19 protein-coding genes, 1 pseudogene and 1 riboswitch are annotated in these 20,395 nt (G+C 45.2%); of the genes and pseudogenes, 12 read left to right on the forward strand and 8 right to left on the reverse strand.

Annotated elements, in window-relative coordinates:
- Window position 1 precedes the first annotated feature (1 nt).
- Window positions 2–2,404 carry a Na+/H+ antiporter subunit A gene (locus EJA10_RS09255; protein WP_125479717.1) on the reverse strand — a complete coding sequence of 801 codons (2,403 nt, stop codon included), beginning with the start codon at window positions 2,402–2,404 and terminating at the stop codon, window positions 2–4.
- A 233-nt stretch (window positions 2,405–2,637) separates the two neighbouring features.
- Between EJA10_RS09255 and EJA10_RS09260 the strand changes: the two genes are divergently transcribed.
- Together EJA10_RS09260 and EJA10_RS09265 are read left to right on the forward strand one after the other, a co-directional pair.
- Window positions 2,638–2,856, forward strand: coding sequence for a hypothetical protein (locus EJA10_RS09260; RefSeq protein WP_125479718.1), 219 nt, complete (start codon window positions 2,638–2,640; stop codon window positions 2,854–2,856).
- A 192-nt stretch (window positions 2,857–3,048) separates the two neighbouring features.
- A complete protein-coding gene (locus EJA10_RS09265; RefSeq protein WP_125479719.1) occupies window positions 3,049–3,606 on the forward strand; it encodes a DUF5366 family protein in 558 nt (185 codons plus the stop codon).
- A gap of 41 nt (window positions 3,607–3,647) precedes the next feature.
- On the opposite strand, the gene EJA10_RS09270 is transcribed toward EJA10_RS09265, so the two are convergent.
- The gene (locus EJA10_RS09270) at window positions 3,648–5,459 is read right to left on the reverse strand and encodes a transglycosylase domain-containing protein (RefSeq protein ID WP_246017740.1); all 1,812 of its coding nucleotides are present in this window, start codon (window positions 5,457–5,459) and stop codon (window positions 3,648–3,650) included.
- A 242-nt stretch (window positions 5,460–5,701) separates the two neighbouring features.
- Between EJA10_RS09270 and kapD the strand changes: the two genes are divergently transcribed.
- Entirely contained in the window at window positions 5,702–6,322 is a 621-nt protein-coding gene (gene kapD / locus EJA10_RS09275) for a 3'-5' exonuclease KapD (protein ID WP_125479721.1), read from the forward strand.
- A gap of 39 nt (window positions 6,323–6,361) precedes the next feature.
- Here the strand turns inward: kapD and kapB are convergent, their stop codons facing one another.
- Window positions 6,362–6,742, reverse strand: a complete 381-nt coding sequence (kapB, locus tag EJA10_RS09280; RefSeq protein ID WP_125479722.1) for a kinase-associated lipoprotein KapB — start codon at window positions 6,740–6,742, stop codon at window positions 6,362–6,364.
- Between the two features lie 103 nt (window positions 6,743–6,845).
- Between kapB and EJA10_RS09285 the strand changes: the two genes are divergently transcribed.
- The 3 genes from EJA10_RS09285 to EJA10_RS09295 all read left to right on the forward strand — a co-directional run bounded on the left by EJA10_RS09285 (window position 6,846) and on the right by EJA10_RS09295 (window position 8,935).
- On the forward strand, window positions 6,846–7,583 hold the full coding sequence (locus EJA10_RS09285) for a peptidylprolyl isomerase (RefSeq protein ID WP_170169102.1): 738 nt from the start codon (window positions 6,846–6,848) through the stop codon (window positions 7,581–7,583).
- Window positions 7,584–7,667: 84 nt separating this feature from the next.
- On the forward strand, window positions 7,668–7,880 hold the full coding sequence (locus EJA10_RS09290) for a hypothetical protein (protein WP_125479723.1): 213 nt from the start codon (window positions 7,668–7,670) through the stop codon (window positions 7,878–7,880).
- Between the two features lie 605 nt (window positions 7,881–8,485).
- Window positions 8,486–8,935: a M48 family metalloprotease gene (locus EJA10_RS09295; protein WP_125479724.1), complete on the forward strand. Its 450-nt coding sequence runs from the start codon at window positions 8,486–8,488 to the stop codon at window positions 8,933–8,935.
- A gap of 46 nt (window positions 8,936–8,981) precedes the next feature.
- Here the strand turns inward: EJA10_RS09295 and EJA10_RS09300 are convergent, their stop codons facing one another.
- Complete coding sequence (locus EJA10_RS09300) at window positions 8,982–10,151, reverse strand: MalY/PatB family protein (RefSeq protein WP_125479725.1); 1,170 nt, start codon at window positions 10,149–10,151, stop codon at window positions 8,982–8,984.
- Between the two features lie 86 nt (window positions 10,152–10,237).
- Here EJA10_RS09300 and EJA10_RS09305 point away from each other — a divergent pair, with 86 nt between their 5' ends.
- Complete coding sequence (locus tag EJA10_RS09305) at window positions 10,238–10,498, forward strand: DUF1871 family protein (RefSeq protein WP_125479726.1); 261 nt, start codon at window positions 10,238–10,240, stop codon at window positions 10,496–10,498.
- Window positions 10,499–10,516: 18 nt separating this feature from the next.
- Here EJA10_RS09305 and EJA10_RS09310 read toward each other — a convergent pair whose 3' ends face one another.
- The 3 genes and pseudogenes from EJA10_RS09310 to EJA10_RS09320 form a co-directional block, all read right to left on the reverse strand.
- Complete coding sequence (locus EJA10_RS09310; protein ID WP_125479727.1) at window positions 10,517–11,371, reverse strand: alpha/beta fold hydrolase; 855 nt, start codon at window positions 11,369–11,371, stop codon at window positions 10,517–10,519.
- A 392-nt stretch (window positions 11,372–11,763) separates the two neighbouring features.
- Window positions 11,764–11,952, reverse strand: a pseudogene (locus tag EJA10_RS09315) (helix-turn-helix domain-containing protein); the annotation flags it as partial.
- 91 nt (window positions 11,953–12,043) lie between these two features.
- Window positions 12,044–13,387 (reverse strand): sodium-dependent transporter, encoded by a 1,344-nt coding sequence (locus EJA10_RS09320; RefSeq protein ID WP_125479729.1) that lies wholly within the window; start codon window positions 13,385–13,387, stop codon window positions 12,044–12,046.
- A 275-nt stretch (window positions 13,388–13,662) separates the two neighbouring features.
- Here EJA10_RS09320 and EJA10_RS09325 point away from each other — a divergent pair, with 275 nt between their 5' ends.
- From EJA10_RS09325 to EJA10_RS09340, 4 genes are all read left to right on the forward strand, one after another.
- Window positions 13,663–14,220, forward strand: coding sequence for an RNA polymerase sigma factor (locus tag EJA10_RS09325; protein WP_125479730.1), 558 nt, complete (start codon window positions 13,663–13,665; stop codon window positions 14,218–14,220).
- Window positions 14,213–15,901: a hypothetical protein gene (locus tag EJA10_RS09330; protein ID WP_125479731.1), complete on the forward strand. Its 1,689-nt coding sequence runs from the start codon at window positions 14,213–14,215 to the stop codon at window positions 15,899–15,901. Before EJA10_RS09325 ends, EJA10_RS09330 begins: the two co-directional genes overlap by 8 nt.
- 121 nt (window positions 15,902–16,022) lie before the next feature.
- Window positions 16,023–16,415, forward strand: a complete 393-nt coding sequence (gene yugI, locus EJA10_RS09335) for a S1 domain-containing post-transcriptional regulator GSP13 (RefSeq protein ID WP_125479732.1) — start codon at window positions 16,023–16,025, stop codon at window positions 16,413–16,415.
- 654 nt (window positions 16,416–17,069) lie between these two features.
- Window positions 17,070–18,263: an ornithine--oxo-acid transaminase gene (locus tag EJA10_RS09340; RefSeq protein ID WP_125479733.1), complete on the forward strand. Its 1,194-nt coding sequence runs from the start codon at window positions 17,070–17,072 to the stop codon at window positions 18,261–18,263.
- Between the two features lie 41 nt (window positions 18,264–18,304).
- Here the strand turns inward: EJA10_RS09340 and EJA10_RS09345 are convergent, their stop codons facing one another.
- Window positions 18,305–18,538 (reverse strand): DUF378 domain-containing protein, encoded by a 234-nt coding sequence (locus EJA10_RS09345; protein ID WP_125479734.1) that lies wholly within the window; start codon window positions 18,536–18,538, stop codon window positions 18,305–18,307.
- A gap of 204 nt (window positions 18,539–18,742) precedes the next feature.
- Here EJA10_RS09345 and EJA10_RS09350 point away from each other — a divergent pair, with 204 nt between their 5' ends.
- Window positions 18,743–19,906, forward strand: coding sequence for an iron-containing alcohol dehydrogenase (locus EJA10_RS09350; RefSeq protein ID WP_125479735.1), 1,164 nt, complete (start codon window positions 18,743–18,745; stop codon window positions 19,904–19,906).
- Between the two features lie 335 nt (window positions 19,907–20,241).
- Window positions 20,242–20,328: riboswitch (cyclic di-GMP riboswitch) on the forward strand.
- Window positions 20,329–20,395: the final 67 nt, after the last annotated feature.

The following is a 20,395-nucleotide window of genomic DNA, read 5'->3' on the forward strand; positions in this document are numbered from 1 at the left end:
CTTATTCCTTCCCCCTTGTCAGCCGGAGTCTGATCATGGCGAAAATACCAAGCGCTGCAATACCAAGCACGGCAATTTCAAACATCGTATCAAAGCCACGGAAGTCAACAAGGATAACATTGACCATATTTTCTCCGCCGGCTTTCTTATAGGTATTCTCCACATAGTATTCGGAGATCGACTTGAAGCTCTTGTTGCTGTGAGCCGACAAGGCAATCATGGTGACAATGACTCCGACACCAATCGATACGAGCAGATTCCCCAGTTTAAAACGCATATGTTCTTCTTTCCGGTTGATTTGCGGCAGATGGTAAAAGGCCAGCAGGAACAGGGCAACTGAGACAGTTTCAATGACGAGCTGTGTCAATGCCAGGTCCGGTGCCCGGAAGATAACGAAGAACAGCGCAACTGTGTATCCAACTGAACCAAGCAAAATGATGGATGTGAGCCTTGATTTAGCGAACAAAATTGTAATTGCGGATATAGCCATGATCGCGACGAGCACGACTTCAAAAAATCTGATTGGTGCTACATCGCTGAAATCAAGTGCAAATGCATTTCTGTAGAAGAGCGTCACACCCAAGGCAAGCACAAAGAATGTAAAAATGTAAACAAGGTATGTTCTGATGAACCCGGTCATATATCCTCTCGTGATATTGAGTGAACCGAGTTCCAGCTTTTCGAGCCCACTGTCATAAAAACGGTTGAGAGCAAGTTTTTCAGGGAAGGCCCTGTAAACACCTGTCCATTTAGTGAGCGTTTTGTATAACAGGATTCCGACCGCAATGACCCCAATTGTCATGAATAATTCAGGCGTGAAGCCATGCCAGTGATAGATATGGACTTCGTATGCTTTGCTGTCATCCAAAAGGGCAGGGAGGATCGACCTTAATGCAGGAGAGATCAATCTGCCAGAGATGACATCAGGGTAAATACCGATAATCACTGCAAGGGATGCCAGGATGACAGGCGGAATCAGCATGCCCACTGGTGCTTCATGCGGCTTCTTGTCCAGTTTTTCTGGCTGGTATTTGCCAGTGAACGTCTTGAATACATAGATCATGCTGTACAGGAAAGTGAACACACTTGCTGTCCAGGCGATGATCGGAAACAGGATGCCCCATGTATCGAAGCTGAAAATATCCATTTCAGCGATACGAAGCATGCCCGTGAAAAACATTTCCTTACTTAAGAAGCCGTTGAAAGGCGGGATACCGGCCATTGAGAATGTACCGATGATCGCAAGAGTGAAGGTAATTGGCATGAAGTTCATCAATCCGCCGAGCTTGCGTATATCCCTTGTCCCTGTCTCATGGTCGATGATACCGGTGACCATGAAGAGGCTTCCCTTGAATGTCGCATGGTTGATCAGGTGGAACACTGCTGCAGTGACAGCTACGATGTAATAGCCATCCTGGATTGTTCCATAGTGAAGCGCAGCTGCTCCAGCGCCGAGCAAGGACATGATCATGCCCAGCTGGCTGACAGTCGAGAAGGCCAGGATCGCCTTAAGGTCAACTTGTTTGACGGCAGAGAAGGAACCCCAGAACAGAGTGATGATCCCGATGCCGGCAACAAGCCAGACCCATGTTCCAGAGTGAGCAAACACTGGCGTCATTCTGGCTACCATATAGATTCCCGCCTTGACCATCGTCGCTGAGTGAAGGTACGCACTGACAGGTGTCGGTGCTTCCATCGCATCTGGAAGCCAGATATGGAATGGGAACTGGGCAGACTTTGTGAATGCCCCTAAAAGGAACAAAATCAATGTAGCCGTGAACAACGGATGGTTGACGACTTCATTGGACATGGCAATTGTTTCGGTGATGCTGAAGGTCCCAGTGATCGAATTGAGCAGCAGGATTCCCCCGAACATCGACAATCCGCCAAAAACAGTGATCAGCATTGATTTTTGAGCTCCATACCTGGAACGCTCCCGATGGTTCCAGTAACCGATCAGCAGGAATGAAGAAAAACTGGTCAGCTCCCAGAATGCATACAGGACAATCAAGTTATCCGACAGCACCACGCCAAGCATGGCACCCATGAATAAAAGCAAATAGATGTAGAATGTATTCAATTTTTCCTTTTCAGGAGACAGATAATAAATCGAATACAGTACGACCAACGCGCCTATTCCTGTAATAAGAAGGGCGAATAATAAGCCTAGTCCATCAACCTTGACGGTGAAGTCAATCCCGAGAGATGAAATCCAGGGGATGGTTTCCATGACAGTATCGCCCTGCCTAGTGACGCTGATGAATTGCAGGAAATATCCAAAAAGCACTGCGGGCAGCGGCAGCAAGAACCACCCGGTATGAATTTTGCGGAAGTGCTTATGTAAAAATGGAATTAAGAGCGCGAGTAGAAGTGGTGAAATAACTGCTAGGTGAAGTAACGACAAATGATAATACCTCCTTATAATTCCAATTACGAATTACTTCTTCTTGGCCAGATGAACATTATATTTTTTACCAATTCAACCAAGTTCATGCCTTCTAGTCACTGATGTAAAAATTATATCGTAAAAAATAATCAGATGCATGTCATCGACCTTGATGAGACAAGGTTTTATCAGTGTGTTGAATAAAAATGCCGCAATTTTTGCATACTAACAATGAATAGGGGGGATAAGCCATGACCCGGAAACTTGTTGTATGCGGAGGAATTTTCTTAAGTTTGCTGGCGGGGTTTACAATTCTCGATAACATGGACGAAAAGGAGCTGTCACGTAAAGGGACAGACGCGGATCCCGGTTTGCTGCGTGTCCAGCAAACGGAATTGGACGAGGTTGAAACAGCTAAATCAATACTGCCATTTGGTTCAAGAGAATATGTCCGCATAGTGCCTCGATAGGCATCAGCTTGTTTATACGGATGAAGCCCCAAAAGGTTTCAAAAAAATTTAAAGTTCCTTCAAAAGGAGCTTTTTTTCTTTTGGGTTTATTATTGTGGAAAGCGAATCTAAATCAATTTTATATTGCCGCCAGAAACCAATTCTTTCATAATGTTCAATAGAACAACAAAAGAATTGAGTGAAGCTTTTATTATGAAAAATCCGTACTTAACCGGCTATTTTCCTCTGCTGGCGATCATCATGTTCAGTTTATCCTTATCAATCAGAACCGAGATTGAATTAATATCCATCCTGAAGAATGCAGGTATATATGAAGGAATGCTGGAGTTTTTCTCCGAAACAGGAATCAAACTATCCCTTCTAGCTTTGCTCATGGCGCTTTATTTTATGATTTTTGCTGCTTTGAAGCTGATAGCTGATACAGTCAACAAGGTCAGCCTGCTATTTTTTTCAAAGGACCACGAGGGTGAAAGCCTTAACCGGATCCATCATGGCGCAACGATTTATTTTGCAGCCGGAGCGGCATCGCTTGTCAGCATTTATAGCTGGATTGGAATCGGCGCGATCTTTGCACTGGCAACACTGATTTACTTCTTTTATTTTGTCTATAAAGTCAGCCAAAGTCTGACCATGTCCGGCCTAATCGGGATTGTGTTCTTCCAGGTCATCCTCTGGAGCACACTAGTATTGGGATTCGTTTTTATTGCAGTAAAAGTCTATAACAGCATCATCGCCAGTTTGCCGTTATAGATGGAATGAATATAAGAAAAAACCGGGCAGAATTGCCCGGTTTATTTTTTCATGATGTCCCGCCAGATCAACAGATGCGGTGACTGGCTGTTTATGGCTTCCATGCTCTGGGGCTGATCTTTGCCAACCCAGACGCCTGCGGTTAGAGGTCCGTTGAAGCCGATGAACCAGAAATCCTTGAAGTCATTCGTGGTCCCGGTTTTCCCTCCTGCTGAGGTGCCGGCGACTGACGCTTTCCGGGCCGTTCCAGAGGAAACGGTCTTTTGCATAAGGCCCCTTACTTTTCCTGCAGTGCTTGGGCTCCACACCTGGACAGGTTTTTCATTCCACTGATAAAGCGTTTCTCCATCATGACCAGTTACTTTTACGATTGCCCGGGGCCTGAGATACAACCCATTATTGCTGAAAACCGTATATGCCTGCGTCATTTCAAGCGGACTCAAGCCATTGGTAAAGCCGCCGACCGCAGCTGAAAGCCCATGGTCCTGCCTGGTTACTTTTTCAAAAGAGAATTGTTCGAGGTCACTGAATGCTTCGTCAACTCCGATCTGCTGCAGCAGTCTCACTGCAGGAGTGTTATAGGAGTGGATGAACGCTTTCTCGATTGGAACCATTCCATAAGTTGATCCGCCATAGTTTTTCGGACAATACCCTTTAATGCAGAGCGAACCGGCATTCACTTTTGCATCGGTGCTGACGTTGAACCTTTCGAAATAGGGGGCATAGACAAGCAAAGGCTTGATTGACGAGCCTGGCTGACGAAAGGCCTGGTAGGCTCGATGGAAGTCGCCGCCATGATAATTCTTTCCGCCTGCCAGCGCCACGATCCGGCCAGTTTCATGGTTGATCACTGCCACTGCTCCCTGGATACTTTTATCGCTCAGGTGATGGGTGACTGCCTGAATCGTCCGGTTTTGCAGCCCGGTATCCAGGCTGGTGTGAACCGTGATCCCGGTGCGCAGCAATTCTTCGAGCCTTGAAGACAGTAAGGCTGGATCCTCGATGTTTTCCTGCTCAGAAACTAATTCCTTCAACTCATGCAAAGCAAAGGTCGAATAATCAGGATACGCATTTTTGCGTTGATCGACCTTTAGCTTGATGGCTTCATTTTTTATCTTCTCGACCTCCGAAACACTGATTTTTCCATGCTGCGCAAGCTGGTCCAGCAGCCGCTCCTGGCGTTTCTTCGTCCTGTCAAAATGCTTGAGAGGGTCATAATAGGATGGGTTGTTTGGAATTGCTGCAAGGAAGGCTTGTTCCGCCTTAGACAATTGTGCAGGCTCCTTCTTAAAATAAAAGCCGGACGCAGCCTGTATTCCGTAAGCATTATGCTGGAAGTAGATCGCATTCAAGTATTGCTCCAGAATCTCAACCTTGGTAAAAGTCTTCTCCAGCTGGTATGCATACAAAACCTCACTCAGCTTCCGGTTATATGACTTGTAATGGTTCAAATATTGATTCCTTGCAAGCTGCTGTGTAATCGTGCTCGCACCCTGCTCAATTGTATCGGAATGGATATTGATTGCCAGAGCACGGGCAATACCGGGCAAATCAAAGCCAGGGTGCTTTTCAAAATTACGGTCTTCAGAAACAATGAATATCTCTTTGATGAAATCAGGTATCTCATGCCCCTCTGCATAACTTCTGTTCATCGGCTGAAAAAGCTCGGTGATGACTTTTCCATCAGCATCAAGAATTCTGCTCGTTTCCGTCAGCTTTGTCTTTGTTAAATCGATTTTTCGATCAAGAGTGCCGCTGAAACTTTCCACTCTTTGTGTCTCTTCAAAGGTGAAAACAACAATTGCAATCAAAAGGGGAAACATGAGCAATATCATTAGGTAGCCTGTTGTCATTCGCACGGGGAAATCCCCTTCCTCGTTGTAAAATAATCACTCGTTTAATATCGGAGGTTATGATGTGGTTATTTACAATCCTGGTAAAAAGATCGATTTTACGAAAACCGAAAAAAATGACGGTTTAAATTGCAGAAAATTTAAAAATTTTTCCGGAATCATGATATAATAGAAAAAATAATTGAGAGAAAAGCATATACTGGTTACATACAACTACTGGCTTTTCAGAAAGTTGGGGAAGCATGAGCGAAAATGAAAGGACATTATTTATTGACTTTGAATTTACGATGCCTGACCGGAACAGCAGGAGGCGGGGCTTTTACCAGGAAATCATCGAAGCTGGGGCTGTCCTAGTCGAGAATAATAAGGTGCTCGAGCAATTTTCATCTTATGTGCGGCCGATGCGTTTTCCTGTATTGACTGAACGATGCCGGTCCTTCCTGAACATTTCCCAGGAGCAGGTGAATTCAGGTATTTCGTTCAAGGATTTGGCAGATAAGCTGAAGTCGATGGGTGGAAACAAGAATTGTCAGGTGGTCACATGGGGCAATATGGACATGAAGGTGCTGCATCATAATTGCCAGCAGGCTTCCGTGGCATTCCCGCTGCCAGGAAAGCAAATCGATCTTTCGATGGAATACAAGCGATTTTTTGGCGACCAGAACCAGACAGGACTATGGAAGGCTGTCCAGGAGTATGGAAGGGAAGGAACAGGCAAGCATCACCGCGCGCTTGACGATGCTCTGACAACCTACCATATTTACAAGCTTGTCGAGAAAGACAAACAATATCTTCAGAAACCAGAACCTGCGACGATCGGGGATATGGTCGATTTTTCCAAGCTGCTCAATAAATTCGCATAAAAAAGCCAGATTGGAAACAACAATCTGGCTTTTGGCGTTCTATTTGAAATAGTCCTTTTCAAGTGAATCCAGGTTTCTCAGGCTTTGCCTTGCCCAGGCGGAATCGTCGGCCTCGAGTTCAGCACGCAGCTTGCTGGCTGCTTCTCTTAGCGAAACCGTATAATCAGGGAGTTCGCCCTCGAATAGCTTGACCATTTTTTCAGGGATGTTTGCCTGTTCACGGTAGGAAAGCGCCTTTCTTTCATGGAAAAAACCAACCTCGGCATCCTTCGGGTTATGAAGGTCGCCCTGCATTGGATGTTTGGCAACTGCCAATACTCGGACAAGATAGTGCTGGGGGCGGCGCTCGGTGATTTCACCTATGTATTTACCGGTTTTATAGATGGCGGTCACTCGATCGCCAATGTTCATTTCAGCCATGGTGGATGCTCCTTTCGGGAACGAATTTCTTTCATTATATCAAAATCAAAGATGCAAAACAGTCAGCAATGCTTTAAAGTGTCTAATAGGAGGGATACATACAATGATGAAAAAAATAGCAGCAGTATTATTTATGATGATGATGGTCCTGGCAGGCTGCGGGACGGCAGATGAGAAGCAGGAAGCAGAGCAGCCAAAAGAAGAAGCGAAGGATAATGGTGGACAAGCCGATCAGGCCGAGGGCGATGAAGACATCGTTTACCCTCAGCTGACAGCGGAAGTCCAGGAAAATGAAAGGCTTGTGGAAATAGTTACATCCATGGGGACGATCAAAATCAAGCTCTTCCCTGAACAGGCGCCAAAAACGGTCGAAAACTTCATCAAACATAGCGAAGATGGCTATTACGAGGGAGTCATTTTCCACCGAGTCATCGACGGATTCATGATCCAGGGCGGCGACCCTGACGGAACAGGAATGGGCGGGGAAAGCATTTACGGCGGCCCATTTGAAGACGAGATCTCAAGGCAGTTGTTCAATATCCGCGGAGCACTATCAATGGCAAACGCCGGACCCAACACGAATGGAAGCCAATTCTTCATCGTCCAAAACAAAGAAATCGATGCGAGCCTTCCGGAAAAAATGAAGCAAGCAGGCTATCCGGAAGAAGTGGTCAAGATGTATGACAATGGCGGAACACCGCACCTCGATGGCAAGCACACCGTCTTTGGACAAGTAGTCGAAGGAATGGATGTCGTCGATAAAATCGCTGCAACCCCAACAGGAGATGCTGACAAGCCGGAAAAAGACGTCGTCATTGAAAAAATCAATGTCCTGAAATAGGCAGTTTCTTCAAGTTGGACGAAATCTCAAAGCTTGCTATAATGTGAGGAGAAGCGTTTCCCAGCTGAAGAAAGGAAGATGAGAATGAGTAAGTGGTTTGTCATCTCATTGTTTTTATATTTCCCTGAAGATAAGACTGAATATATTCCAGCAGCGTTGACCATGGTCATTTTCCTGATCGGAGCCATCCTCACGATGCGATTCATCATCAAGGTTTCCAAGAAGGAAGCCCAGAAAGCCAAGGAATTCGAACAGGCCATCATGAAGCGGAATGAAGAAGCGAAGGAGAACAGCTGATTGCGGCTGTTCTTTTTTTATTTGAAAAAATTCATACTTCCGTTGTTTTTTTTCTTCGTGGTGTCCCGCTAGACAGCATCCTGGCAAAGTTTGAGGCATGTTGCCTGGCTTTTTTTGCTTGCTGAAACGTTATATTCCCCGTTGGAGGGCGGATAATCCCCCGTTGGTCGAGATATATCCCCCGTTGGTCGAGATATATTCCCCGTTGGCGGACGGATATTCCCCGTTGGCCGGGATATATTCCCCGTTGAGGCAAACATTCCTGTCCCGGCACTTTACTGTGTATTTTCGGGAATGTGAAACTGGAAAAAATCGCACATTATTTCCAGTTCGCTATAAAAATTAGATTTTCGCTTTAATAATCATTTTTTCGCTATTAAAAAGGAATTTTCGCTATAAAAAATCTTTTTTCGCTATTAAATCGGGATTTTCTATAAAATCTGCGCTGGCGTATTAACTCAAGGTTCCTGACCTGAATTTCATCCTTTATTTCACCTTTTTAGGTTTAACACCCCGAAAATCGGGGTAAAAGTCATGTTTTCATTATTTTAGTAAAGCGTTATAATACAATTTATATTCTAAAACCATGTGAGTAGGGGTATAAATTGAAAGACTTACAGATAGAGAATATTGTCGAACGTATTCTGGCACATTCTGGCAGTGATGTGAAGGTGGAGCTTGAATCTTATTTCCCTGGTGACCGGTTTGCGGGCGGGAAGTATAATTTTGGAACTCATACGATTACTTTATATATGGAAGAAATCAAGGCGCAGTGCCTGCAGATTTTTTCATCATTGGATTCATTTGAGGATTATCTCGCCGTGGTGTTTGCCCATGAAATCGGACATGCTGAAGACAAGCAGCTTGCAGAGTTGATCGATCAAATGGATGCTTGCCATCATGACTACACCAGGAAGGGAATCGCGCTCCAAATCGAGGAGAACGCATGGGACTATGCGAGAAAGCTGCTCCCGCAAAAGCTGCATTCCTTTATGGAGACGATCATCCACTATTCCTTGCAGCCATATTACGAAGCGCTCGAAGTCAGTGCATAAAAAGGAGCCTTCCGCCGACCAATCAGCGGAGGCTCCTTTCGTTATATTAACTAAATGCTCTCTTCAAACGTTCCAGTCCTTCATTCAAAGTCTCCCGCGGGCAAGCTAGATTCATCCGGACAAACCCTTCGCCGCCTTCACCGTATTTCGTTCCTGGTTCAAGTCCGAGTTTTCCCTTGTACAGAAGCTTATCCTTGATTTCCTCATCATTCAACCCAAGTCCGCGACAGTCTATCCACAAAAGATACGTTGCATCTGCTTTCATTGGCTTCAGAGCTGGCAAATGTTCCGAGATATAATCGGTTGCAATCTGCATGTTTTCAGCAAGATACGCCAGCAGCTGATCCAGCCACTCTTCGCCATGGCGGTATGCTGCTTCGATTCCGGCAATCCCGAAGGTGTTTAATGTGAAGAATCCCTGCTCCTGCTGGATCCGTTTGAATTTCGTCTTCAATTCTTTGTTCGGAATCAATGCGGCAGACGATTGAAGACCAGCCAGATTAAATGTCTTGCTTGGCGCGACAAACGTCACGGTGATTTCCCTGAACTTTTCGTTTATGGATGCAATCGGGATATGGACATTTGGTTCAAAAACGAGGTCGGAGTGGATCTCATCGGATACGATCAGGCAATCATGCTTCAGGCAGAGGTCGCCGATTTTTTCGAGCTCTTCCTTAGTCCACACCCGGCCGCCTGGATTGTGCGGGTTGCAGAGGATGAACATCTTCACTCCTTCCTGCAGCTTCGCTTCAAAGTTTTCAAAATCGATTTCGAAACGCTCGTTTTCATAGATCAGTCTGGAAGTCACTAGCGTACGCTCATTGTCTTTTACCATATTGAAAAATGGTGTGTACACAGGTGAATGCACGAGCACCTTATCACCTTTTTCCGTAAAGGCACGGATCGCTGTGCTGATGGAAGGGACAACCCCTTCGCTAAAAACAATTGATGATGCCTTGAACTCGCAGTTATGGCGCCTCTTCATCCAGTCCTGGATGGCTTCGGTCACGGAAAGGGGGACAAATGTATAACCAAACACTCCATGGTCAATCCTCTCCCTTAATGCATCGATAACAGCCTGGGGAGGTTGGAAATCCATGTCCGCGACCCACATCGGCAGGACATCACCTGTCCCGAATACCTTTTCCGTTGCATCCCACTTCACGGAATGGGATTTGTTCCGGTCAACCACTTTGTCAAAATCAATTCTATCCACTATGTACGCACCGCCTTTTCCTGAAAAAATTTAACTCATTCTATCTTTATGATAAGATATTTCTAAAAAATAATCAGGTGATTGAATTGGAATCAAAGGAACTTAGCTATAAATTAATTGATGTGCTGAATAAATGGGATCCTTTTAACATGGGAGAAGGCGGATTCGACCCGGAAATTGCGGATATCCTCCAGGCTGTCCATGATTATGATGACGGTGATCTAATCGCAAAAAGGATCCAATCTGTATTCGAGTTTTCATTCGAACAAGTATTGCCATACAAAGAGTGCCTGACAATAGCGAACACTTTGCTCGGAATCAAGAATGAGGACGTTTGTTCCTTGTAATGCATAAAACGGCAGCCATCAGCGGCTGCCGTTTGCTGTTGCTTCCGTTATAGCTTCTTCGGCCATGAAGCTGTTGATCAGCTGGTGGACTTCTTCTGGCTTTTCCTCAGGAACAAGATGGCCGGTCTCCTTCAAGATAATCAGCTCCGAGTTCCGTAAGTCCTTTTTCAGGCGTCTCCCGATACTGACGGGGACGACCTTGTCATGTTCTCCCCAGATCATCAGGCATGGTGACTCGATTTTTTTCAATTCCTCTGACGTAAGGTCGCCCTCGCGATGGCGGATCATCATCGTCAACGCTTTGAAAATATCGTCCTCAAGGAAAGGTGTGAGATACCCGTAAAGCATTTCGTCATTGATCATTGAATGGTCATAAACGACATTTTGCAGGTTTTGTTTTACCCCTGACCGTGCAAGATGGAATTTTACATACAGGTGGAAATAAGGAATATAACTCGACAGCACAAGCGGGAGCTTAGCCCTTTTTAAATATCCCGAGCTGCAGAGCAGAATTCCTTTTTTCGCATTTTCGGGATAATGCAATAGTATGTTCAGGGCAATCTGGCCGCCCATCGAATGACCAACGACAGTAAATGTCGGGATGCCGAGGGATTTCATCAATTCCACAACCGTTGTCGCAAGATTATGGTACGAATATTTGAAGCTCGAAACCTTGCCGCTTTTGCCAAACGGCGGAAGGTCGACGGAAATGACGTTATAATCCTCTTTCAGCAGCGGAATCAAATGCCTGAAGCTGAAAGTGGAGGAAAGAAAACCATGGAGCAGCACGAGCGTTTCTTCAGCTTCTGGGTGCTGGTAATGCTCATAATAAAGATCAATTCCTCTAACGGTTTTATTCCTGGAGAATTCCATACGGCTTTCACTCCTGACATTATTTACGAAATATGTAAGGTATGCCATTTATTTTCCCCGCGAATCGTAACTTCACACAAAAATTTCGGATTTTATTTGAAAAAGGCTGTTTTCGCTTGGTTGTCGCTTATCGCGTGTTCCAGTTTTCGCTTTGCTCTTGTAAAGAAACAAAAAAAGATGGACACCCATTACAGGTGCCCATTAAAAAAGGGGGGAATACTAGAAAGCCTTATGGGAATAGGATAGCCAGATTGCCCGAATGCTATACATCATTTTTCGGAATTTTGTACAAAAATAGCAGGCAGAAAAAATCTGCCTGCTGGTGCATTTCACTGTTATAAGTTGCTTGGTTTTTGTTCGAGTTCTGGCGGTGCAGCGTAATAAATTTGTCCCATAAGCTCTGATGCAGGGACATCAAGGGCAGTTGAGATCTTTAGAATCGTCTGCAATTTCGGTGTTTGCTCTCCGCTTTCGTACCGTCTGATCGTCTGCGTACCCACCCTGATTTTCAACGCGAGCTCTTCCTGGGACATACCAACGCGTTCACGGCACATTTTGATATTGTGTCCAATTGCAGTCATCGCTCATCACCTCCAATTAAAATATCTCCTACTATAAGTTTATCATTAAATTTTTGAAAATATCGACAATAATGTGAACGTTTTCTTAACTTTAAAGTATACCAATCGACTGAAGAAAAACAAAACCAATGCCGACGGGCACAATATAGCGAATCGAGAAGTACCACATCCTGAATAATAATGGCTGTTCTCCTGAACCTTGCTCAAGTTCCTGCCTGACCATCTTTCTTGGCAGCGCATAGCCGACAAAAATGGCAATGAATAAGGCACCAAGCGGCAGGGCGATATTGCTTGTCAGGAAGTCTGCAAGATCAAAGAAGGTTTTACCGAAAAAGGTGACATCAGATAAAATCCCGAATGAAAGCGCGTTTGGGATTCCTGCTGCAAAAACGAGCAAGCCACTGATCCAAGCATACTTCTTGCGCTTATCCTTGTTCCCCTTGGAAAGAACAGCAACTATGATTTCCAGGATGGAAAAGGCCGAAGTCAGGGTTGCGAATAACAGCAGAACAAGGAAAATTGTCAAGAAGATCCCGCCGAATGCCAATTCTTCAAAAACGGCTGGCAGGACGACGAAAACAAGTCCCGGTCCGGCTTCAGGCTCTAATCCAAATGCGAAGACTGCAGGGAAGATGACCAAGCCGGCAAGCAATGAAATCAAAATATTAAGGCCTACGACCGAAAATGCTGATTTAGCCAGGCTTTCGCCTTTTGGTAAGTAAGAAGCATAGGTAACCATTACGGAAAGTCCGACGCTTAATGCAAAAAAGGATTGCCCCAGTGCCAACAGAACTGTCTGGCCGGTAACCGCAGACCAATCCGGCTTCAACAGGAACTCGACCCCAGCCATTGCGCCATTCAGCGTCAATGATCGGATGACAAGTATGATAAAAAGGATGAACAATGCCGGCATCATGTATTTGCTGGCTTTTTCTATTCCTTGCTGAACGCCGCCCTGTACGACCAAGATGGTCAGCAGCAGGAAGAGTAATTGAACAGCGACAGCTTCTACGGGATTGGAAATGATTTTTTCAAAAGTGGCTCCATATTCCGGCTGGCTAAGTCCGGACAATCCTCCCGTCAGACTGCGGACAAGGTAAGACAGAATCCAGCCGCCGACTACACTATAGAAAGAAAGAATCAGGAACGAGGCGATTACCCCTCCATATCCAAGCAGCGGCCAGGCGCTTTTCGGTGCCAGATGTTTATAGGACTGGACAGCATCCTTTTGTGAGTTCCGGCCGATGATGAATTCGGCCAGCAGGATGGGACCGCCGATAAAGATCGTCATCAGCAGGAAGAAGACCAGGAAGATTCCGCCCCCATTTGTGCCTGCCATATATGGAAACTTCCAAATTGCCCCAAGTCCAATGGCAGAACCTGCGGCAGCCAGGATGAACCCCAACTTTGATGACCATTGTTCGTGCTTGCTCATAAGAAAACTCCTTTGTATAAGTCTGAATGTAAATATTTTCTGACAAAACAGAAAAATTATCTTTATATGGTACTATTTTTTCAGGTAAAAGCCTAGCTTTTTTATGCTTATTTCAATATTTAAGTTTTTTGTTATTTTTTTGAAACAAAACAGATTTTATGCCGTTTCATAGTAAAAGAAGTTTTCACTGGATCGCATGCGGCCGCACGGTGTTACCGAATAAAACCACGTGAAGACAACTTAATAATGAAGCGAAATCAGTTTGGGGGATACAAATGAATGACGAGGAATTAGTATTCCGGGCGCGGAACGGCAATATGCAGGCGTTCGCGGAGTTGATTGATATCCATACTCCGACAGTCAAGCGCTTTGCGTTCCAGCTTGGGAATAAATATGACGACATAGACGATATCACACAGGAAGTATTTGTAAGAGTCTATCGCTTCCTGGAACAATTTTCGCACGCGAAGTTCACAACCTGGCTGTATAAAATCACCCTGAATGTCACCAGGGATTTTGCCCGAAATAAACAGAGGCAAATCAAGAAGGTTTTGAAAATCGGCAAGGAGCGTACCTACAACGGAAAAACGGCAGAGGAGAACATCCTTCGTTATGAGGAGGACAGGGCGCTGCATGAATGCATCCAGAAACTTGATGAAAAGTACCGCATTCCGATCATCCTCTTTTATTTTCATGATAAAAGCTACGATGAAATCGCCGAAATCACCGGGATTTCACTGGCAAATGTAAAAACGCGCCTGTTAAGAGGAAAGGAACATTTGAAGAAACTGCTCGTTTTAGCCGATAGGAAGGAAGGTGAACGGCATGGATGATCAATTATTGGAGAAACGACTCGACAGTCTGAAAAAAGCCTATAATGAGATGCCAGAAGAGGAGAATCGTTCCGCCATCCTCGCGGCGATCAAAAAAGACCAGAAGAAAAAGCGCACGAACAAATGGCTGCACTTGCCCTATGCTGCCAGCTTTATTGGTGTCGGCATGATTGCCGGGGTTTTGATGATGCAGTACATCGGCGACCATATACCTTCCGGGGAAAAAACAGAGCAGCGCCAGGCCTCCGGCGAGAATGCAGGAACCGGGCTGAAGAAGGCTGATGTGAAGGCGGAGTTTGAAGAGCTGCGCAGTTATTATACTGAAAAGCAGAAGGATACGAAAGAAAAATTAGGGCTGGGTGCAGGTTTTGAGAAATGGTTGTTTCTAAGTATGGAGGAATTGAAGGGAACAGAAGCAAACATGCTTGATAACCTGGATAACACCAGTCAAGTTGAACTTGAACTAGAGATAAAGCAGCTGAAAGGAACAATCGACGAATCATTCACCTTGCCGGGCAAACTCATTGAAGAAATTTCAAAAGGCGATCCTGATGAAAAAGTGGGCAGGAGGGAAGAACTTTTATCCTTGCAGCTCGAATCCTATCTTGGTGCTTATATGCAATCCATGGTGTTCCATGAATGGGATTTGAACCAGGCGACTGAGCAGGAGGGTGTAACGGCTGTATTAGAGAAGCTGAATCGAGGCGGAAAGGGTCTCGCGTCGGCAAATTTGAGAAAACTGGCTGCAAGTGCAGTTGAAAATGGCTATGCTTTCAGGGAAGAGGACGGCAGAATCCTCCCATACATCGATTTCATCAGAGTCGCTGAGCGCTTGAAGCCAAATGGCAATAAGGATTTTATCAAATACTTGGTATTGAGAAGCAATAAAATCCAGGACCGAAACGGGGTTGTAATGTCCTATCAGAAACTGGGGGAGCTATTGGTCAAGCTTGAGAGGGAAAGTTTTGGCGTGAAGGACAGCATGATTCACCAAACGATGATGAATGATGCACAATCACTATATGCGCTATTTGTAATCGGTTCCCCTTTGAACTCTTTGTTCGATGAGAACAATCTTTTAAAGGGTGAGGTGAAAAAAGCGTATCAATACGTGATTGACCTATATCCAGACACTGATACAGCGAAGGCTCTGGAAACTCACTATGTGCAGTTAGAGAAAGCTGGGTTTAAGAAGCCGGCTGATGGAGATCTGCATGTGGAACTTTATCCGGAATACCTGCAGATCCCAGCGCCACAGGGGCGGCAACAGGAAGAAAAGTTTATTCAAAGTATCTACTTATTGCCTGAAGAGCTCCTGGCAGCCTATAAGGGGTTTTCGGTTGAAAAGGATTTCGACATACTAAGGGATTTTGGACCGTTTGAAATCATGCAGCTGTACTTCTATGCAGACAGTCTTGAGGATTATGGAACAAAATATGCTCTTTACAGTAAAAATGGCGAAAAGCCGCCGGAAGACCGATATATTAAGGAACAGCAAGAGTCAGGCCATAAACTGGGAGAATTGCTTAGAGGCTATGAGTACGGTACGCTCTACCAAGCAAATGACACAGAGGAAATAGTCGGAGTCCAAATGCATTTCAAAAATCCAGAGAATAACATGGTCTTCCAGGTTATCGAGGAAGACGAAGGCTGGAAGGTAAGGTATATGCCTTTCCAGTAAATTGATATGGAAACACCTAAATAGAATTATCTTATTCCTTTTGATAAATGCTACAGAATATGATATAATTTTTTATTGCGTATTAATGGGATAAAATAAAACAATATTTAGGAGTGTTACCATGTCAGAAAAAATCGAAGTAGGCAGCGTTTTAACAGGTAAAGTTACAGGAATCCAGCCATATGGCGCTTTCGTAGCATTAGATGAAAATACACAAGGTCTAGTGCACATCTCAGAAATCACACACGGCTATGTTAAGGACATTAACGAGCACCTTACAGTTGGCGACGAAGTGAAAGTGAAAGTTTTGTCAATTGATGAAGCTGCTGGAAAAATTGGTCTTTCCATCCGTGCTACTGAAGAAGCACCAGAACAGCCACAGCGCGCTAAGAAGCCACGCAGCAAGCGTCCAGCTGCTGTCGTTCAACACCAGGACGATTCAGCACAAGGCTTCAACACATTGAAGGATAAGCTTCAAGAGTGGATCAACCAGTCAGATATGGCTAAGAAGTAATATGAGCTAGCAGAAAAACCGGACATTGCGTCCGGTTTTTTTTATAGGGAAAGAAAGGGGGAATTCTTGAGTGGTTAGCTGGTTCTTCCAAAATAGAAGCTGAAGCTTGAAGAAATGTCCGAAGTCACCCGTTGTTCGAACAAAATAGAAGCTGAAGCTTGAAGAAATGTCCGAAGATGCCCTATGTTCGGACAAAATGGAAGCCGAAGCTTGTCAAAATGTCCGAAGTCACCCCATCTTCGGACAAAATGGAAGCCGAAGCTTGTCAAAATGTCCGAAGATGCCCTATGTTCGGACAAAATGGAAGCCGAAGCTTGTCAGAATGTCCGAAGTCACCCCATCTTCGGACAAAATGGAAGCCAAAGCTTGTCAGAATGTCCGAAGTCACCCCATCTTCGGACAAAATGGAAGCCAAAGCTTGTCAAAATGTCCGAAGTCACCCCATCTTCGGACAAAATGGAAGCCAAAGCTTGTCAAAATGTCCGAAGTCACCTCAGCTCCCCAAGATTCACCGGATTCCTACCTTCCTCCTCCAAAGTAAGGCCAAATTAGCCACAATTCAGTATTTTCTTTTATAAGGGGGTTAAAATGAAAGAGCTTACAGGTTACAATATGATTGTCTAACCAATTCTTCATTGGAACGGAGGAAATATCTTGACTACAAAAACGAGTTCTCTTATTGAACAGACTGAAAAGTATGGTGCGAATAACTATCATCCGCTGCCGATTGTCATTTCCAAGGCTGAGGGTGTTTGGGTACATGACCCTGAAGGCAATAAATACATGGACATGCTTAGCGCGTACTCTGCTGTCAACCAGGGGCACCGCCATCCGAAGATCATCCAGGCTTTGAAAGACCAGGCTGACCGTGTGACGCTGACATCCCGGGCTTTCCACAATGACCAGCTTGGTCCATGGTATGAGAAGATTTGCAAACTGACGAACAAAGAGATGGCTCTCCCAATGAACACCGGAGCAGAAGCAGTTGAGACGGCTGTCAAGGCTGCTCGCCGCTGGGCTTACGATGTAAAAGGTGTTACTGAAGACCAGGCTGAAATCATCGCTTGTGTCGGCAACTTCCATGGCCGTACGATGACGGCGGTTTCCCTTTCCTCTGAAGCGGAATACAAGCGCGGATTCGGGCCGATGCTGCCTGGCATCAATCTAATTCCATACGGAGATCTTGAAGCCTTGAAAGATGCCATCACTCCTAATACGGCTGCTTTCCTGATTGAACCTATCCAGGGTGAAGCAGGGATCGTCATCCCGCCTGAGGGCTTCATGAAGGCTGCGTATGAACTATGTAAAGAAAACAATGTCTTGTTCATTGCGGATGAAATCCAGGCAGGCCTGGCCAGATCCGGTAAAATGTTCGCTTGTGAATGGGAAGGCATTGAGCCTGATATGTACATCCTTGGAAAAGCATTAGGCGGCGGGGTGTTCCCGATTTCCTGCGTGGTTGCGGACAATGATGTACTTGGTGTATTCAATCCAGGTTCGCATGGTTCAACGTTTGGGGGCAATCCGATGGCATGCGCCGTTTCGATCGCCTCCCTTGATGTCCTGATCGATGAAAAACTGGCTGACCGTTCACTCGAACTTGGCGAATATTTCGTCAGCAAGCTTCGTGAAATCGACAATCCAATGATTAAAGATATCCGCGGCCGCGGCCTCTTCATTGGGGTGGAATTAACCGAACCTGCCCGCAAGTATTGCGAAGAGCTGAAAGAGGAAGGCCTCCTTTGCAAAGAGACACATGATACAGTCATCCGTTTCGCTCCTCCACTTGTCATCAGCCAGGAAGAACTCGACTGGGCAATTGAGCGCATCAAGAAAGTTTTGTCTTAATTAACACAGAAAAACCCGCCTCCGAGGCGGGTTTTCATGTTTTATCGAGTTGCGCGTGGCTCTGCAGCTCTTTCCTCTCTCTCGCTTGGCGCGAATAGAAGTCCAAGATTTATTAAACCAGCTAGACCGACAAGACCATAGATGATTCTGGCCAAGGCTGAATCCTGCCCGCCGAAAATAGCTGCAACAAGATCGAATTGGAAGAATCCGACTAATCCCCAGTTGATCGCTCCGATAATCGTAAGAACCAGTGCAATACGTTGGATACCGCTCATGAACTTTTCCTCCTTGAAAAAATTTTGTTCGTATATATATTTGTTCAGCGAAGAATGAATTATACATCTTCGCTATATTAAACAGTACCCTGGCCAAAAAATTTATAACATTTTGCAGCACATCGGTGGAACATTAAGAAGTGTATTTTTTTTGCATTGCTTTTTAAAAAGGAACATAATGAGCGTTAGAGGAAGGTGACTTAAATGGATAACTTTACGTTTTATAATCCAACAAAATTAATCTTTGGCAAAGGCCAACTTGAAGAACTGAAAAATGAAGTTCCGAAATACGGAAAAAAAGTTCTTCTTGTTTATGGCGGAGGAAGCATCAAGCGCAACGGTCTGTATGATTCCGTCAAGAAACTTTTACATGAGATTGGCGCGGAGGTTTCTGAGCTTCCCGGTGTTGAACCCAACCCTCGATTGTCGACTGTTCATAAAGGTGTGAAGATTTGCAAGGAAGAAGGGATTGGATTCCTTCTGGCTGTAGGCGGAGGCAGTGTCATTGACTGCACGAAAGCCATTGCCGCTGGTGCAAAATATGATGGCGATGCCTGGGATCTAGTCACAAAGAAGGCTTTCGCAACTGAAGCACTTCCTTTCGGCACAGTTCTTACTTTGGCGGCTACAGGCTCTGAAATGAATGCAGGCTCCGTCATCACGAATTGGGAAACGAATGAAAAATATGGCTGGGGCAGCCCGGTCACATTCCCGCAGTTCTCGATCCTTGATCCGGTTAATACATTCACGGTTCCTAAGGACCAGACCATTTATGGGATTGTCGACATGATGTCCCATGTATTCGAACACTATTTCCATTTGACTGAGAACACCGAGTTCCAGGACCGTATGTGTGAATCGTTGCTTTTGACTGTCATGGAAAAGGCACCAAAACTCCTTGAGGACCTGGAGAATTACGAATACCGCGCTACCATCCTGTATGCCGGAACAATGGCGTTGAATGGCATCCTGAACATGGGATATCGCGGCGACTGGGCGACGCATAACATCGAGCACGCTGTTTCTGCTGTGTACGATATCCCTCATGGAGGCGGCCTGGCGATCCTGTTCCCGAACTGGATGAAGCACAACCTCCATGTAAAACCGGAACGATTCAAAACAATGGCGGTCCGAGTATTTGGGGTGAATCCGGATGGCAAGACAGATGAAGAGGCCGGATTGGAAGGAATCGAAAAGCTGCGTGAATTCTGGAACAGCATCGGAGCTCCTTCCCGATTGGCAGATTACGAAATTGATGACAGCAAGATTGAACTGATGGCAGATAAAGCAATGATCAATGGTGAGTTCGGCAACTTCGCGAAACTCAATCGTGAGGATGTACTTGAAATCTACCGCATGTCTTTATAAAGAAGTGTCTGTACAGGTGCAGATTGTGCACCCATCACCACAGGCCAATCAAGGACCCGGGAATGATCCTGGGTCCGTTTTTTTGTGCGCTTCCTCTAATGTTTTATCTGGGTATTTTGACTGCATTCTGTGACAAAAATATTACCTCGACCTGTCGAAATAAGCTTTTTCCTACTGAATTTATCATCTTTTTCGGAGAAAAAATGAAGCCTAAGAAATATTTACCAATAAATATTCTAGGTCTAAATGTTTAAGCGGCTGTGCATCGGTGGTAAGTCTCTAACTGTAAGACAATGGAGCCTGAGGAATTATTTACATACATGTAATGTCATCCTTCATGTCAAAAGCAAACCTGCTGAAAAGCAGCGACGCACAGCAAGGAGTCTAAGGCTGTAAGGCAGCTATGTCGTCCAGCCGCCATGAACTTCAGATATCATTCCTATGGCTTGTATTGTTTGCTGACAAAAGTTGAATAAGCAAAGGAAGGGG

The sequence above is a fragment of the Mesobacillus subterraneus genome (genome assembly GCF_003937825.1).
GTDB classification, from domain to species: domain Bacteria; phylum Bacillota; class Bacilli; order Bacillales; family Cytobacillaceae; genus Mesobacillus; species Mesobacillus subterraneus.

Coding starts and splice junctions, on each gene's coding strand:
- EJA10_RS09285 (WP_170169102.1), top strand. CDS start 6,846: ATGATGAAAAAAATAGCAGCAGTATTATTTATGATGATGATGGTCCTG.
- EJA10_RS09265 (WP_125479719.1), top strand. CDS start 3,049: ATGAAAAATCCGTACTTAACCGGCTATTTTCCTCTGCTGGCGATCATC.
- kapB (WP_125479722.1), bottom strand. CDS start 6,742: ATGGCTGAAATGAACATTGGCGATCGAGTGACCGCCATCTATAAAACC.
- EJA10_RS09270 (WP_246017740.1), bottom strand. CDS start 5,459: ATGACAACAGGCTACCTAATGATATTGCTCATGTTTCCCCTTTTGATT.
- EJA10_RS09345 (WP_125479734.1), bottom strand. CDS start 18,538: ATGAGCGGTATCCAACGTATTGCACTGGTTCTTACGATTATCGGAGCG.
- EJA10_RS09320 (WP_125479729.1), bottom strand. CDS start 13,387: ATGAGCAAGCACGAACAATGGTCATCAAAGTTGGGGTTCATCCTGGCT.
- EJA10_RS09325 (WP_125479730.1), top strand. CDS start 13,663: ATGAATGACGAGGAATTAGTATTCCGGGCGCGGAACGGCAATATGCAG.
- EJA10_RS09290 (WP_125479723.1), top strand. CDS start 7,668: ATGAGTAAGTGGTTTGTCATCTCATTGTTTTTATATTTCCCTGAAGAT.
- EJA10_RS09350 (WP_125479735.1), top strand. CDS start 18,743: ATGGATAACTTTACGTTTTATAATCCAACAAAATTAATCTTTGGCAAA.
- yugI (WP_125479732.1), top strand. CDS start 16,023: ATGTCAGAAAAAATCGAAGTAGGCAGCGTTTTAACAGGTAAAGTTACA.
- kapD (WP_125479721.1), top strand. CDS start 5,702: ATGAGCGAAAATGAAAGGACATTATTTATTGACTTTGAATTTACGATG.
- EJA10_RS09330 (WP_125479731.1), top strand. CDS start 14,213: ATGGATGATCAATTATTGGAGAAACGACTCGACAGTCTGAAAAAAGCC.
- EJA10_RS09260 (WP_125479718.1), top strand. CDS start 2,638: ATGACCCGGAAACTTGTTGTATGCGGAGGAATTTTCTTAAGTTTGCTG.
- EJA10_RS09310 (WP_125479727.1), bottom strand. CDS start 11,371: ATGGAATTCTCCAGGAATAAAACCGTTAGAGGAATTGATCTTTATTAT.